The organism is Anaerolineales bacterium, from assembly GCA_015075625.1.
Taxonomy (GTDB): Bacteria; Chloroflexota; Anaerolineae; order Aggregatilineales; family UBA2796; genus UBA2796.
Genome location: JABTTZ010000001.1, coordinates 1679986 through 1696902, shown reverse-complemented (window position 1 = coordinate 1696902; position 16917 = coordinate 1679986). Strand labels below are relative to the sequence as shown.

The window sequence follows — 16917 nt, the reverse complement described above, 5'->3', positions numbered from 1 at the left end:
GGAGGCGCGGGGGGCGTCCCTATGGGAATTACCCTGCCAACAGAGCCTAGACCCCTCGGTGTTTTGGCGTCGCTCTTAGGCTGGACTCTTTACGGACATGCCTTTTAGGGCGGCGGGCAAGCACAGAGGAGTCGCCCTACAAATTTCCCCCCAATCAGGTTAGGATAGGCGCTATGGAGACCCCTCTCATGAAACGTGTGCTGATCGCCGCCCTGCCAGTCACCCTTCTTGTGTGCCTTGCCTTTGGGAACACGCCTCCCGCCGCCGCGTGGGATGTCCCCGATATGAGCCTCTATCCGCTGCTGTTCCAGCGCGAAACACCGCTCAGCGGGGAATCGGCAACAATTCTCGCCTTAGGCGATACGGGGTTCGGGCGCGATCTGACCCGTTTTTCCGACGAATGGGGGATGGACGCCGTTCTTGATCCGACAAAGCCCCTTCTCCAAGCGCCCGATCTGACCGTTGCCAACTACGAAGGGGTGATTGCCCCCGAAGGGGCGGGCGAAAAGCAATCCGGTCCGTTCCGCTTTCGCAGCAAACCAGAAGCGGCAGAGGCGCTCGCTCGCAACGGGTTTGATCTCTTTAGTTTGGCAAACAACCACGCGATGGATTACGGTCCCGCCGGATTGAAGGCGACGATTGATCTCTTTGCGGCGGCGGGCGTAAAGACCTTTGGGGCGGGGATGAAAAAAAAGGACGCCTATCAGCCGCTGATCACCGAGGTGCGCGGGATCACCATTGCCTGGCTTGGCTATACCGCTGTCGTTGACCCGCCACATACGCTCAAAGATTGGGGCGACAAGGGAACACGGGCATGGCTTGACCCCCGTGACACAAGCCCGCTGTTGAAGGCGGTGGCGGCGGCGAAACAGCACGCCGATGTGGTGATCGTCCAACTCCACTGGGGGCATGAATACACCACCTGTCCCGATGCGTGGCAGGTCAAGACGGCACAGGCGGCAATCGACGCCGGAGCGTCCCTCGTCATTGGGCATCACCCCCATGTGATCCAAGATGTGGAGACGTACAAGGGCGGCTTTATCGCCTACAGTTTGGGGAATTTCCTGTTTGACCAAGACGATAAGCCGGGCATGGGGCTGTATATCACCCTCGACAAAGCGGGCATCTACGAAATACGCGGGATCACGATGAGCGCGGGCTATCTTCCGCGTTGGCACGCCGCCCCCACCTCGGCTGCCTACCTTCAGAATTCGTGCCGCCCGCTGCATACCTCCAGCGCGATCATTGGCTATGACCCTGAACAGGACGCCTACGCCGTTTTGCCCGAAACGGCGCCGCCGCGTCCGCTTGCTTGCCCCGCCCCAAGCGCCACACGGGTGATGGGGACGGTTGATTTGCAAGGGGACGGCAGCCCTGAGCGGGTGACGCTCCGCGATGGGCAGTTGACGATCTGGAATGGCGTCCACGCGCTCTACCAAACCGATCCCGATTACCATTTCACCGAGGCGCACATGGGCGACCCCAACCGCGATGGACGCTTTGAGATCATGGCGCTCATGCTTCGCCACGATGCACCCGGCGCACCCGTCACCACCCACCCCTGGGTGATCGGCTATCGCGGTGGGGAATTCCGCACCCTGTGGGGCGGGTCGGCAACCCATTCAGCAGTGAGCGCCCTGACCCTTGCCGATCTCGATGGGGATCACCAAGAGGAATTGATCACGATTGAACGTCCGCGTGGGGCGCTCCCCTGTGATCAGCGTTCGGAAATTGTCATTTTGGCGTGGGGCGGTTGGAATTTCATTCAACAATGGCGGAGTGCGCCCGGCTGCTACCGCGCTGTGACGGTGCAAGCGCGAACGCCGCATCCGGTGATCGTGGCGACGGGGTGCTGAGGGGCGGACGCGGGGGCGCGGGGCTAAAAGGCTTGTCCGGTAAGGGAAAGAAGGGATCGCCTATGGACAATCCAAGACAGCAATGAACGGATTGAACAATGGATAGGGCTACCTTCTCCACTGAATTATAGGTGTAGACGTTACGCCGTTGTCCTCATCCCCCCGCCCCTTTCTCTCTGGGGGAAAAGGGGGCGGGGGGATAGGGGTTCTGAACCAAATACGTCAACACAGCCTAAGTACCACCACAGTGAAAAGGCGGGCTGACGTATGATCCCGCCGCTAAAGCAGCGGGCTGAAAACAGCCACCCCTTCGGGGCTTAAAAGGCATATCCGTATGGGCTTTTCCGTCGTTCCCACCCCAAAGGGCTTTTTTGTTTGTACTTAGTTCTCGGACAAGCCTTAAAGCCCGCGTCCTGAACGCAGCTTTTTCGTCTTTCCCTATTTTCCGCCCCGCCTTTTAGGGCGGGGGTCACACGGACTCTCTGGAGGTCATCCCTCATACGAAATTCTGCCCCTGATGCTACAATACATGAAACCGTCGGGTGAAAGTATCCCACTGATGCACATCTTACGTCTATCTTTGGATGAGGGGCAAAGCGCGGCACTACTGTCCGCTGTACAGGCGAAAATGGGCGATAGGCGGCTGACGATTGTCCATGCCGAAGGGGTTGAAAGGGCGGTGAGGTTTCTGGCGCAGCATCATTACAGCTTGCTGTTGGCTGACCTCCCCTTGTTCCATGCCCTTCATGCCCACTGCCCGCCCGATCTCACCTTCCCCCCAACGATTTTAATCGCCACCCAGACAGAGGAAGCGGAAGCGCTCCGCCTTTGTGAGCGCGGCGACGCCAACGATTACCTTCTGGCGACAGAGCTAACCCACCGCCTTGCCCCCGCGCTGATCCTCAACCTGCTCCATGCCTACGAAGCGGATCGCTATCGCCATAACGTCGGCTTGTTCCGGCGCTTTATCAACGGCACACCGCACCTCGCCTTAGGGGTCATTAACCGGAACATGGAGCGCATTTTTGCCGAGGGCGGGGCGCTGCGGGTGACGGGCTTAACGGCGGATACGATCACCGGTCACTCATGGCACAACGATCCCCGCTGGCAAGCCCATGACGAGGCGTTACAGGCGATGCTGCGGGGCGAGCCGCGCACCTTTGATGTTACCGTGCAGGGGCGCCTGATCAACCTTCAACTCCACCCCATTTGGGATGACGCTGGCGGCGTCATTGGCGGCGGCATCATCGTGCAGGATATTACTGCCCGCCACCACGCCGAAGAAGCGCTCAACCGCCGCCAGATGATCGAACAGACCATTGCCACCCTCTCTACCGATTTGGTCACTGCCGGCGAAGACGATTTTGATGCTGTACTCAACCGCGCCTTGCGCAGTTTGGGCGAGATTAGCCAAGCCGACCACGCCTATTTTTACAAGATGAACAGCGAATGGAATGTTGAACCCTGTGCGCACGAATGGCGGCGCAGTGAGGACATCCCAACCCGATTAGGGCAGGGCATTGGGCTGTCTCTCCACGATTTGCCCTGGACAAAAGCACAGTATATAGCTCGCCGTGCCGTTCCCATCGACAGCCTTGACGATCTCCCCCCCGAGGCGGCACCCGAACACAAGCGTCTCACCTCCATTAATGTCAAATCCGTCCTCTCCATCCCCTTGATTCACGGCGAGGAAATCTTGGGCTTTGTCTCGCTGAATATGTACACCAAAGAGCGCCATTGGGCGATGGAAGATGTTGCCTCTCTGCGGGTGGGGATCGATAGCCTGAGTGCTTTGTTTGTGCGGCGGCGCACCCTTCAGGCGCTTTTGGATAGTGAACGCCGCTTTCAATCCATCGTTGCCAACGCGCCGCTCTTCATTTTTACCCTTGATGAACGGGGCAGCTTGACCTTTGCCGCCGGACGCGGGCTAACCCTCTTAATTCCTCAGTACACAGCGGGCGATCTGGAGTCGGTAGAGCGTTTTTTTCAGGGAATGCCCTGGATGATCGAGAGCTTTGACCGCGCCTTGTGGGGCGATATGTTCTCCACGCTTTTGCGGATGGGCGAGGATAACTATTTCAACACCTGGTTTATCCCCCAATCCAATCAGGGCAACCGCGTTCAACAGGTAATGGGTATTGCCCTTGATGTGACCGAGCGCTTCCAAGCAGAGCGGGCAGAGCGCGAGCAGCGCGTGCTTGCCGAGGCGCTGCGCGAAACCACCGCCGCCATTAGCAGCACCCTCGATAGCGAGATCATCATCGCCCGCATTTTGGATAGTGTCGGGCGTGTTGTCCCCAACGAAGGGGCAACCATCCTCGTGTACGATGGCGACGCTATGCGCATTGCTGGTGTGCGGATGGATAACCCCATCCTGCGCGAGATGTTCGAGCGCGGCGAACGCCTGCCGCAGAACATCTCTACCCAAGAGTACATGCTGAACACGGGCAAAGCCTGCCTCATCTCCGATGTACATGCCCCCGATAATGTCGTTCCCTGGGCGCAGTTACGTGTCAACAATTGGACGGAATCCTACCTCGGCGTCCCCATTTTTGTGGGCGGGGAAGTTATTGGGTCGCTCAATCTGGATAGTTCTATTCCCGGCTTTTTTAAGGAAAGCCACGCCGAGTTGTTGAAGGTGTTTGCCGACCAAGCTGGCAATGCCCTTTACAATGCTGGCTTGTACGAGCGCGTCAAGATGAACGCCGAACCGCTGGCGGCGCTTGTCCGCCTGACGACCATCCTGACGAATTCGCTCAACAGCGCCCAGACCGTTGAAGATGTTGCCGATCAGATTCAAGCGGCACTTCAGACCGAATTTCCGCACGCCCAATGCAAGGTCTACTACGTCCGCTTGGATGACAGCCCATCGCCCGATTCGCTCCCGCAAGGGATTGCCCGTTATGCCCTTGAAAACACCGAGACGATTTATGCCCCAGAGGTGAACTTTGACAGCCGCTATGTACGCACTGACCCCGATGTGCGCACCGAAATAGCCATTCCGCTGATCACGACGACGGCGGTTATCGGTGTCCTTGATGTCACCAGCACGCACCGCGCCGCCTTCAGCGACCACGAGCAGCGCGTTCTCACGGCGTTTTCGGGGCGGGCGGCGGCGGCAATTGAGAGCGTCATGCTCTACGATGCTGTGCAGCGCCATGCCTCTGACCTAGAAACGCGGGTGGCAGAGCGCACCGCTGCCCTTGATCGAGAGCGCACCCAACTGAACGCTATTTTAGAATCGATGGGCGAAGGGGTCTTGAACGCGGTCATTGGCGCGGACACCGAGATCAAGTATGCCAACAGCGCGCTGATCGCGATGCTTGGCTACACCCTCGATGAACTGATCGCCATGCGCCCGAACTTTCCGGCGCTGTTGGAAGAAACGCACAAACAGAGCCAGTTTGCCATGCAGCTTGTCGCTGCCGTTCGGGGCAAGGGCTTTGCCCAAGAAAACATCAAGCTCACGCACCGCGATGGGACGAAGATTGACACCCAACTGACGGTGACGCCCATCCGCTGGCTAGACGATAACCTCTTTGAAGGGGTTATCCTCGTCCGCGATGTGAGCAAGCAGCGGGCGTTGGAATCCCAACGGGAGCGCTTCATTGCCAACGCCTCCCATGAACTGCGCACGCCGATCACCAATTTCAAGATGCGCCTCTATCTGATTCGCAAACAGCCGGAAAAAGCCCTTGAGCATATGAACGTTTTGGAGACGGCGGCGGATCGGATGCAAGAACTTGTGGACGATCTGTTGGATGTCTCCCGCTTTGAGCGGGGGATTGTCGAACTGGACAGCCACCCCTACCCGTTGGATAGGGTGATTCGGGAGGTGGTGGCAACCCAAATGCCCCACGCTGATCAAAAGCAGCAGGTGATTCGGATGGAACTGCCCGACACGCCGATTATCAATCATGTAGATTGGGGGCGGATCAGTCAGGTCATTACCAATCTGCTGGTCAACGCCATCAACTACACCCCTGAAAAAGGTATAATTACTATTGCCCTTCGGCTAGACCAGCACAAGGGAATGACCTACACGGTCATCAGCGTTGCCGATACCGGCATTGGCATACGCGCCGACCAACTGACGCACATCTTTGAACCCTTCTTCCGCTCCAAACTGGGGACAGTGCGCGGGACGGGCTTGGGCTTGACCATCTCACAAGAGATTACCCGCCTGCACGGGGGGGATATTCACGTCCGCAGTGTGGAAGGCGTGGGGACAACCTTCACCGTTTTACTCCCCTTCATCACAGCGTAGGGACGCCCCCTGGGGCGTCCGCTTGCGCCACCTCGCCCCCTCATCGAATTTTGAATTGACCTCTAGGATTGGTATCTTTTTGATCGACATCTCGTTGGCGTGACCAAAGGAATCCTTATGAACCATGACGCCCCTGATTTCATCCCTGATTCCGTTTCAGAGGCGAGCAGCGAATCCCCTGCCGAGGGAGCATCGCCCCTGCCAAACAACACCCCCGCCCCCAAAATACCCCTCCACCGGACGGGCGATAACTCTCGCCGTGTGCGCCTCACCCGCGCTATCATGCGCGTGTTGGGCGATTTGTGCATCATGAAAACAACCTGCAAGGTGACGCTCAGCGGGCTGGAACACGTCCCCCAAAGGGGGGCGACGATCATCCTCTACAACCACATGACCTACCTTGACCCAGTGCTGGCGTGTGCGCCGATTCGCTTTCGGGATAACGTGCCGATTGGCAAGAAGGAACTCAGCACAAATCCCTTTATCGGCTGGATTTCGTGGATGTGGTCAACGATTCCCCTCAAGCGCGGCGAACTCGATATGAGCGCCCTCCGCCGCTGCTTGTACGTCCTCCAAGAGACAAGCGATGTCCTCTCCATTGCCCCTGAAGGACACCGCTACAAAGCGCTTGGTGCGCCAAAGGAAGGATTCATCATGCTGGCGGCGCGAACAAACGCCGTGATGGTGCCAGTGGGCTTGAGCGGGCAGCAGCACTTCCGCCGCAACATGCTGCGGCTGCGGCGGACGCCCGTCACGGTGAGCTATGGGCGTCCGGTACGGCTGCGGGGGAAGGTTGGGCGGGGAGATTACGCCGCCGCCGCCGTTGAGATCATGTACCAGATCGCCGCCCAACTCCCCCCCGAACTGCGCGGCGCGTATGGGAATCTCGATCAGGCGACGATGCGCTTCATTGCCTATGCCGATTAGTCTGCACGCTGCCCCCCCTTGCCCGCCGCGCTATGCCCCACCCGCATAGGTGGATTTGAGGGGGCGACAGCAGCCTTTACGCTCATCCCCATGCGATCCGCTTTCGGTGTGTACCCGCTTCTTCCACAGGCGAGCAAAGGGCGAATCGAGATTCGGAGGGGTAGACCGCCCCCACACCGTAAGCCCCCTTCTCTCCTACGATGTGGGAGAGAAGGGGGCAGGGGGGCTGAGAGGGCTATTGCCATCGCTTATGAGCGAGTGTCGCCCCACCGACATAGGTGAATAGGGCGGTGAATTGCGTAAATCCGGTAGGCACACTATCATTCAGCCTGACCGTGAAAAAGAGCAAGGCTGACAAGCTCATCTCACAAACTGACAAAGGGAGGGGACGCGCTCATGGATTTTCGCTCCGCTGCCGGATTTCTCGGCACAACCGCACGCCTCGGCGCTGATTTAACCGTTGTTGCCTACATTTTACTGATTGTTCCTGGCATGATCATCGGCTTCATCTTCGCCCGCCGGAAGATGTTCGTCCCACACCACAAATTCATCATGACGACCATCGTCATTGTCAATTGGGTGCTGATCGGGCTGATTATGGCGATCTCTTATTCCAACTACGTCCGCCCAAGCATTCCCGAAAAATTGGGACAGCCGTTTTTTCTGACCCCCACCGTTCATCTCTTTTTCGGGGGGCTGGCGCAGATTTTGGGGACGATCCTCGTCATTCGGATGTGGTTTGAGTACCAACTGCCGAAGGCACTTCGTTTTGAGCCGATCAAGCCGGCGATGCGTCTGACATTGGCGTGTTGGCTGATCGCCGCGACGTTGGGCATTCTCACCTACATCACCTGGTACGGTGTGCCGTTTAGCGGCGTCGCCGCGCCAAGCGTCGATGCCACCCCCGCCGCCACCCAAGAGGCTGATCCCGCCGCCACTGGCGAGGCGACCCAACCGCCCCTCTCGGCAACGGGCGAGGCGACGAGCGCCCCGGCGGCAACGGGCGAAGCGACCAGCGCCCCGGCTGCCACCGACGAGGCAACCAGCGCCCCGGCTGCGACTGCCGAAGCCACCCCTGAGCCAGCCGCCACCGCCGAGGCGACGAAAGCACCTTAACCAGCGTAGGGTTTCGTAGGGACGCCCCCTGGGGCGTCCATGTGCGCCCCTGCCACACCAACCACAGAATGACAGGACACCCCTTATGGCATCTTCCCGCCGCCTGACCCGCGCTTTTTTGAACGAACGCCTTGTCCCTGAGCTAGAGGCGGACACTGTTCAGTATTTCGATCACGTCCGCCGCTATCTTTTTGCCCAAACGTGGGTGTGGCAAAAAGAGGTTCTCGATATTGCCTGTGGAACGGGTTACGGATCGGCGCTTTTGTGGCGCGGCGGGGCGCGGAACGTCCTCTCCCTTGATCTTAGTGCGGCGGCGCTGCGCTATGCGGCGGGACGCTGGAAGGGGCTGACCCTCGCTCAGGGGGACGCTGCACATCTCCCCCTTGCGGCGGAATCGCGGGAGGTGGTTGTTTCCTTTGAGACGCTAGAACACCTCCCCACCCCGCACGCCTTCCTTGCTGAGGCACGCCGTGTGCTGGTGGCAGATGGGGTGTTCATCCTCTCCACGCCGAACCGCGCCATCGCCAGCCCTAACAGCGCGACGCCCTTCAGCCCCTACCACACCTTTGAACCGCTGGAAGATGAACTCCGAACGCTGCTGAGCGAAACCGGTTGGCGCATCGACCAGATGTACGGGATGCGCCGTTCGGCGCGTATCCCCCCGCCGCCCGCCCCAACAGAGCGAGGAAGCATCGTAAAGGACACCCGCATTGCGTGGGGGGCATATGCACGGCGCTGGCTGCGGGCGTGGCTGCCGCCAGCCTTCTATACATGGCTAGGGCGTGTGCGCGGTATTCCCGCCCTCGATATGGCGGATACACTGATCACCGAATCGACTGAGGGGGCAGCCTATTTCCTCGTTGTGGCGCGAAAAATGCCCTCCCCCTATAAGGCTATCGGTTAACTCCCCCGCACACAGCGAAACCCGCCGTACACACTGTCCGTGCGGGTAGGATCAATATCGTTTCGGGAACTCCCGCGCAGATCAATCGAACTGCTGAAGTTGTATGATCCGCCCCGCGCCACCCGTTCCTCGCCCGGACGCAGTTCCAGCCCCTCGCGCCCATCGGTGGGATCATAAGGGTAGGGGCGCAAGATCGAATTCACCCACTCCCACACATTCCCGCTCAGGTCATAGGCGCCCACCCACGACATTCCCTTCGGGCGCGATCCCACCGCCGAGGGGCGCGGCGAATTGGCGATTAGGTAGCTCCGCCCATAGTCGTTCCCCCAGGGGAAAAGCAAATTATCGGGACCGCGGGCAGCATATTCCCACTCTGCCTCGGTGGGCAAGCGTCCGCCGCGCTGGAGGCAGAACGTCCGTGCCTCGAACCACGAGATGTTCACACGGGGGAAGAAAGGTTGGTCGGGGTAGCTGGTGCGGTTGACGGCTGCCCCGTTCAAACGGCTGAACTGCTCATTCGTCACTTCGTAGCGGTCAATCCAATAATCCTGATCAAAGCACACTTGGCTCGTCGGTGAGGTCTGCGCATCGTCCGGGTAGCCCATCTGGAAACAGCCCGCCGGAACAAGCACCATCTCCACGCCGTCAAAGAGGCTGCCGCGCGGCAGCCAGTCGTTGTTGCGCATGACGACGGCGGCGGGCGTGGCACTTGGCAGGAGCGTGAGGGTGGGGAGCGGCGTCAGGGTGGGCGGCGCCGTCGCGGTGAAGGTCGCCGTCGCGGTGTCGGTGGGTGTCGGCGTTTTTGTGAAAGAGGCAACGGCGAGGGCGGTCAGCTCTGCGCCGATGGTGGCTGGCACGTCGGGGGTGGGGGTGGCTGTCCAGAGTGTCGCCGTTGCCGTTTGGATGGCGCTAAAGGTCACTTGGGCAATCAGGCGGGCGTCGGGCGTCTCCGACGGGGTGGCGGTGAACGTTTCGGTAGCGGTCGCCGCTGCCGTGAAGGTTGCCGTCGCGGTGAATGTCCCGGTGGCGGTGGCGGTGAAGGTCGCCGTCGCGGTGGGCGTCGTCGGGGGGGGGACGGTGGCGCTGAGGATGGCGGCAAGGCGGGCGACCTCGCTCGCCGTCAGGGTCAGCGCGGCGCTGTCGGTGGTGGGGCTGTCGCCGTTCCCCCGTCCGCTTAAGAGCGCCACGATTGCCACAAACAGCACGATGAGGACGGCGACTCCGGCGATCAGCATACCGCTCCCCCGTCGGGCGGGGGCGGATTGTGAAGGGACAGCCGTTGGGCTTTCCTGCCGCACCGCGCTTGGCATGGCAAGAGCGGGCGCCGTTGAGGTTGGCTTGTCAGCGGCAATCTGCCAGGGCGTTTGCCCGCTCAGCGCTATATCGAATGCGCCCGCGAAGGACTCCCCAGATTGAAAGCGTTCCTTTGGCTCTTTCGCCAGCGCCTTGTTTAGAACAGCCTCCACACTGGGGGGTAAATCAGGGCGTAAGGCGCGAAGGGGCGGCGGCGGTTCGTGGACGTGCTTGAACATCATTTGGTAGGGCGTATCCGTATCAAAGGGGACGCGCCGCGCCAGCATTTCGTAGACCATGACGCCGAGGGAATACAGGTCGGAGCGGGCGTCGATGGGACGCGCCTGCCACTGCTCCGGCGACATGTAAGCGGGCGTGCCTATAATCGCTCCTGTCTGGGTCAGTTGGCTTGCCTCTTTGTTTTCCACCAGACGGGCGATGCCGAAATCGGTGAGGATGGCGTTGCCCGATTCGTCAAGGAGGACATTCTGCGGTTTCAGATCGCGGTGAATGATTCCCCGTCCGTGTGCATAATCCAGGGCGCTGGCAATCTGATTCAGCCAACGGGCGATTTGCGCATCGGGAACGGCTGATTCCTGAAGTGCCTTGCTCAGCGTCCCGCCGCGCACAAGCTGCATAACGAGGTAGAACATGTCCTCGTGCTGCCCAAAATCAAAGAGTTTCACAATATGCGGGTGATCCAATTGGGCAATCGTGTTCGCCTCACGGATGAAGCGTTGGACAAAATCAGTCCCCTGCGCCGAGTCGGTCAGGGCTGGTTTCATCACCTTTAGGGCAACGTTGCGCTCGATGGTGAGTTGGCGTGCCAAAAAGACCGCCGCCATCCCGCCTGCCCCAAGTGAGCTAACGATCTGATAATTGCCGATCTGTTTTCCAATGAGGTCGGTTAAGGTTGTCATAGGTGTTGGTGGTCTCCGCTGTGTGCGGCAAGGTGTACCGTTGATTGTACCGTCTGTGCTATACTTTGACCTACAGCATTTTTCAAGGAGATTGACCCCTTAGTGGTTGACGGCTCCGCTTATCACGATAGACTTACCGATGGGCTAGGCGGTGGTAATCTAAGGGGTAAACGAACGACGCTCGCCCTTCTTGTAAGAAGGCTGGTTGCAACCCAACCAGTGAGGGTACTGCACTATGAACACGTTTCCCCCCCGTACTGTCATTGCCCACGCCGGCTACCGCCGCGAACGCCTCCCCGGTGAGGTCGTCGCTATGCGCCTCTTAGACGCCCGCCGCGAGACGCTCGATACGTGGTTTGCCGATTGCCACAAGGTGATGTCCGCGTGGCGACCCGGACGGCGGCTGCGCTACCTGCACGATATACGCGGGGCGGAACGGGTGACGCCCTATGCAACGGACAAAGTGATCCGCGTTCTGCGGCAGATGCGCTACCTCCCCGTGACCGATGGGCGCGGCGCCATCTTGCTGACGAACGACGCGGTGGCAGCGCTTTTGGCGTCGTTTTTCAAGCGCCGTCCCTATGCCAACTGGCACATCCACTTTTTCACCGCCGAGGAAGACGCCCTGCGCTGGCTGCGGGAGGGTGCGCCCGAGGGTAACCCAGCGGGCTAAGGTTAACCGCCCCGCCCTAAAGGACGGGGCTTGGAAACCCTCACCCCCTAGCCCCCTCTCCCACAAGGAGAGAGGGGGAATCCATGCGTCGCACCCATCTTGCGTCTTAAGCCCCAACGGGTGATTAATCCTAGCGCGGGCGTTTTAACCCCGCGCGTATCTCCCACCCCGCAAAGGAAAAACAGGGCGTTTTCGGGGTATTTCGCAAGTCCTCTCCGACATACCGTTTTATAGAGCGCTGATCGTCGGGTAGACATACTCTTTCTTGAAGGGACTTTCCTTGAATTTACCCATCCCTGTGCATGGAGCGGCTTTCGCAACTCCCGCCGAAAGCCCGTCGCAACTCGGCGGGTTTTGACAGGGATCGACTTTCGAAAATCGGGACAAATTGCTTGACATTTTGGAATAGGGTGTATGATGATCGCTATCGAGGAACGCCCAAATTTGAACGAAAATGATCCCAAAGGTCATTTGCACCCCGTGAGGCGTTTGAATGAGGGGCGGTTGCAACCACATCCAGCCCGTTGAGGGTACTGAAACACGGGGTGACGTTCAAGATGCGTGCGGAGACGGGTTGCAACACATCCAGCCCGTTGAGGGTACTGAAACAAGTGAGGGTTCATGCCCCTCCCCCTCCCTTTACCTTGTTGCAACCACATCCAGCCCGTTGAGGGTACTGAAACCTTGGTCAACGTTCACCTTGTCTTGTGCCTTCAAGTTGCAACCACATCCAGCCCGTTGAGGGTACTGAAACTGTTTGGTATAGGGGCAATCGTCTATGTGGCTATCGGTTGCAACCACATCCAGCCCGTTGAGGGTACTGAAACATTGAAGTTGGGGTTCGGGACGGTGTTCAAGAGGTTGCAACCACATCCAGCCCGTTGAGGGTACTGAAACTTGTCAATGACAACCACCCTTGCCCCCTGCTGCGCTGTTGCAACCACATCCAGCCCGTTGAGGGTACTGAAACTGCGCGTTTGCCAGTTGCGCGTTTTCAGCTAGGCGTTGCAACCACATCCAGCCCGTTGAGGGTACTGAAACAATGGTGGGCGAGGAAGTAGAACACGCGGGCTGACAGTTGCAACCACATCCAGCCCGTTGAGGGTACTGAAACGGCTTAGACAAGCTGCTGATGGATGCCCAACCAGTTGCAACCACATCCAGCCCGTTGAGGGTACTGAAACTGGGAGGGGGGGAGGCGTGCGCCCGCTTGCATCTGCCGCACCCCGACGCCCGCCGCTAAAGCAGCGGGCTAAGGCTGACCACCCGCCCTTTAGGGGGCTGAAAACAGAAAGGCAATTCCCCGCGTCCGTGTTAAGCCCCAACGGGGCGGTTATTCCTAGCGCGGGTGTTTTAACCCCGCGCCTTGTGTTTCCCCCCGCCCCGTCCATCCATGATCGCCCGCCGCTAAAGCAGCGGGCTAAGGCTGACCACCCCGCCCTTTAGGGGCGGGCTGAAAACAGGGGAAAGGCAACCCCCCGCGTCCGTGTTAAGCCCCAACGGGGTGATTAGTCCCAGCGCGCGGTGTTTTAACCCCGCGCCTTGTGTTTCCCCCCGCCCCGTCCACCCATGATCGCCCGCCGCTAAAGCAGCGGGCTAAGGTTGACCACCCCGCCCTTTAGGGCGGGGCTGAAAACAGAGAAAGGCAATTCCCCCCGCGTCCGTGTTAAGCCCCAACGGGGTGATCATGCCTAGCGCGGGTGTTTTAACCCCGCGCCTCCCTACGGGGCTTGAAGGCAAAGGCGCATCCTGTATCTGGTTTAAGCCCCAACGGGGCGGTTAGTCCTAGCGCGGGTGTTTTAACCCCGCGCCTTGTGTTTCCCCCCGCCCCGTCCATCCATGATCGCCCGCCGCTAAAGCAGCGGGCTAAGGTTGACCACCCCGCCCTTTAGGGCGGGGCTGAAAACAGAGAAAGGCAATTCCCCCCGCGTCCGTGTTAAGCCCCAACGGGGTGATTAGTCCTAGCGCGGGTGTTTTAACCCCGCGCCTTGTGTTTCCCCGCCCCGTCCACCCACGATCGCCCGCCGCCAAAGCAGCGGGCTAAGGCTGACCACCGCCCTTTGGGGCGGGGCTGAAAACAGAAAGGCAATTCCCCGCGTCCGTGTTTACCCGCGATCGCCCGCCGCTGAAAGCGGCGGGCCAAAGCAGCGGGCTAAGAGTTGACCACCCGCCCTTTGGGGCGGGCTGAAAACAGAGAAAGGCAATTCCCCGCGTCCGTGTTAAGCCCCAACGGGGTGATCACGCCTAGCGCGGGTGTTTTAACCCCGCGCCTCCCTACGGGGCTTGAAGGCAAAGGCGCATCCTGTATTCTGGTTTAAGCCCCAACGGGGCGGTTAGTCCTAGCGCGGGTGTTTTAACCCCGCGCCTTGTGTTTCCCCCCGCCCCGTCCACCCATGATCGCCCGCCGCTAAAGCAGCGGGCTAAGGCTGACCACCCCGCCCTTTAGGGGCGGGGCTGAAAACAGAGAAAGGCAATTCCCCCCGCGTCCGTGTTAAGCCCCAACGGGGCGGTTAGTCCTAGCGCGGGTGTTTTAACCCCGCGCCCCCCTACGGGGCTTGAAGGCAAAGGCGCATCCTGTATTCTGGTTTAAGCCCCAACGGGGTGATTAGTCCTAGCGCGGGTGTTTTAACCCCGCGCCATGTGTTTCCCCGCTTCTGGTTTGCCCCCTTCCCCTGTGGACGGGGTGGCGGTTCTGCCCCTTCTTTCCCGCTGACAGGATATACTTTCCCCTCGAAGGAGACTATCCGTATGCCGACGATCATCACCCCATATGATAATAAAATTGGGCTGTGGCATCACAAAGGGCAAAACGTCACCGAAAAGACGGTTGACGAACTCGCCCAGACGATCCGCCGCCACTGTCCCGCCGCCTCGCAAGTCTTTGTGAAAACGAGCGACGGGGTGGATTGGCAAGGGCGCTATGATCGCAAAGCAAGCATGGCGATCACGGGCAAGGATGCCATTCTTCGCTGGGTAGAAACCCTCCAAAAATACGGCTTGGAATTTCATGCGTGGTGCGTTCCGCAAGGGCTGAACATTGAAGGCGAGGCGCGGGTGATCATCGACACCTGCACCACGCCGGGCGTCCGTTCGATGGTCTTGGATGTCGAACCGTATCGCGGCTTTTATCAGGGCGGGCGGGCAACCGTTCGCCCGCTCATGACGCGCATCCGCGCCGCCCTGCCCGGCGCCTTTCACCTCGCCATGACCGTTGACCCCCGCCCCCAACATTACACTTCTGTCTTTCCCGAAGAATGGTTTCCTTTCGTCAACAGCGTTCATCTTCAACTCTATTGGAAAATTTTTGGCGCCACCCCAGAAGCAACGCTCCAAGCGGGTTTCAAAACATGGGGCAAGTTCGGACGCCCCCTGTTCGCTCTGTTGGAGGCGGATAATGTCCCCCCCGCCGAGGCGGAACGGGCGCGGGCGTTGGCGGTGAACACCTACCGCTCGCCCGGGGTCAGTTGGTGGGTGTTGGGGATTCTGAGCGCGAGCGAATTGGCGGCGACCAACCGTGCCGCTGCCGGCTACACACCGGAGACGCCCCCCGGAACGGATGGGGCAGCCGTCCGCTATGGGGCGTCGATCCTCGTTCAGCCCGGACGGGCGGGCTACACCGACGGCAAATTTCCCGACGCCGAACCCGGAACGGGGACGTTCCAGAGCTATGTTGGCTACCTGGGCGGGACGGGGAAAACCCACCCCACAAATGACCACGTGGCAAACGTCTGGGCGCGGTATGACCCGCAAATCCGCCGCAGCGGGTGGTATACGATTGAGGCGTTCATCCCCAACCTCGGCGCGACAAGCGGCAAGATGCGCTACAAACTGCACGGCGTTCGCGGCGAACCCTCGGAGATCATCCTGACCGTTCCGCAGGCGCTCTACAACAACGAATGGGCGACCCTCGGCACGTTTTACATTGAGGCGGGTGGGCAGCAGCCGGGCGTGATTTACCTCAACGATTGGACGTTTGAACCTGGCTTGGCGTTTGCCCTCGATGCCATTCGCTGGCGTCCGGTGATCACCGAGACGCGCTTGGAGGTCGTCAGCAACGTTGGCTTCACCACCCGCGAACTCTTTCGCAAGGGGCAGACGCTTGGCAGCCGCGCCGATGTGTTCAGCATCGCTGGCGATAGCATCAGCGCCTCGCCGCTGTTCATCCCCGCTTTGGGGCGCGGGGCGGATTTGGGCGCATACCGGGCAGAGCTTGAGCCAACCCTTCAGCGCTACCTTGCCGGCAATGCACGCGGCGGTCAGAATTCCTTCCTAAACCCGCCCATCGCCGCTGGCAACGGGTGGGGGGCGGATCGCATCTTACAAGCGGGATTCGCTAACCCTACCCTGTGCGGGAACGACTCCCCCCTTGTCTGCGAGTTGAAGAACGTCCGCCCCGCCGTGATGGTCATTATGATCGGGACGAACGATTCCGGCGGGGTTGCCCCCGAAGAATACACCCAAAACCTACGGCGCATCGTTGAGATTACGATGGAGCGAGGGACGATCCCCATCCTCAGCACGATTCCGCCAAAGCTCTTGGGGGCATGGCACACCGAACGGGTGACGCTCTGGAACAACATCATCCGAGGGATGGCATACCAATACGAAATTCCCCTCTGGGATTATTGGTTTGCCCTGCAAAGCCTGCCGAATCAGGGCATTAGCGGGGATGGCGTGCATCCCTCTGCCCCGCCCGATGGGGCGACGGGGCGCTTCACGGCGCAAAACCTCGCCTATGGCTACACGGTGCGCAATCTGGGGCTGCTCCACATGCTGCGGGCGGTGAATGCCGTGATGAATTAGGTTCGGTTGACCGTGTAATTCCTGTAGGGGCGCAAGCATTGCGCCCATCGCCGCCCGTGAGCGCCCGCCGCTAAAGCAGCGGGCTAAGGTTGACCACCCCGCCCTAAAGGGCGGGGCTGAAAACAGGGAAAGGCAATTCCCCCCGCGTCCGTTTTAAG

At 60.0% G+C, this 16917-nt stretch carries 8 protein-coding genes and 1 CRISPR repeat array; of the genes, 7 read left to right on the top strand and 1 reads right to left on the bottom strand.

The genetic code is table 11. The features are described from left to right. Positions 1–188 precede the first annotated feature (188 nt). The 5 genes from HS103_07025 (at position 189) to HS103_07005 (ending at position 9070) form a co-directional block, all read left to right on the top strand. Positions 189–1856 (top strand): CapA family protein, encoded by a 1668-nt coding sequence (locus HS103_07025; GenBank protein ID MBE7512550.1) that lies wholly within the window; start codon positions 189–191, stop codon positions 1854–1856. A gap of 559 nt (positions 1857–2415) precedes the next feature. Further along, positions 2416–6123 (top strand): GAF domain-containing protein, encoded by a 3708-nt coding sequence (locus tag HS103_07020; GenBank protein ID MBE7512549.1) that lies wholly within the window; start codon positions 2416–2418, stop codon positions 6121–6123. A gap of 117 nt (positions 6124–6240) precedes the next feature. Next, entirely contained in the window at positions 6241–7050 is an 810-nt protein-coding gene (locus HS103_07015; GenBank protein ID MBE7512548.1) for a 1-acyl-sn-glycerol-3-phosphate acyltransferase, read from the top strand. 396 nt (positions 7051–7446) lie between these two features. After that, a complete protein-coding gene (locus HS103_07010; protein MBE7512547.1) occupies positions 7447–8166 on the top strand; it encodes a hypothetical protein in 720 nt (239 codons plus the stop codon). 85 nt (positions 8167–8251) lie between these two features. Next, positions 8252–9070, top strand: a complete 819-nt coding sequence (locus HS103_07005; GenBank protein ID MBE7512546.1) for a class I SAM-dependent methyltransferase — start codon at positions 8252–8254, stop codon at positions 9068–9070. Here HS103_07005 and HS103_07000 read toward each other — a convergent pair. Further along, positions 9067–11283: an SUMF1/EgtB/PvdO family nonheme iron enzyme gene (locus HS103_07000; protein MBE7512545.1), complete on the bottom strand. Its 2217-nt coding sequence runs from the start codon at positions 11281–11283 to the stop codon at positions 9067–9069. The genes HS103_07005 and HS103_07000 overlap by 4 nt on opposite strands. A 235-nt stretch (positions 11284–11518) precedes the next feature. On the opposite strand from HS103_07000, the gene HS103_06995 reads away from it, so the two are divergent. Together HS103_06995 and HS103_06990 are read left to right on the top strand one after the other, a co-directional pair. Next, positions 11519–11956, top strand: a complete 438-nt coding sequence (locus HS103_06995; protein MBE7512544.1) for a hypothetical protein — start codon at positions 11519–11521, stop codon at positions 11954–11956. 503 nt (positions 11957–12459) lie between these two features. Further along, positions 12460–13140: a CRISPR direct-repeat array (repeat unit 37 nt; unit sequence GTTGCAACCACATCCAGCCCGTTGAGGGTACTGAAAC). Positions 13141–14704: 1564 nt separating this feature from the next. Further along, the gene (locus tag HS103_06990) at positions 14705–16759 is read left to right on the top strand and encodes a hypothetical protein (protein ID MBE7512543.1); all 2055 of its coding nucleotides are present in this window, start codon (positions 14705–14707) and stop codon (positions 16757–16759) included. Positions 16760–16917: the final 158 nt, after the last annotated feature.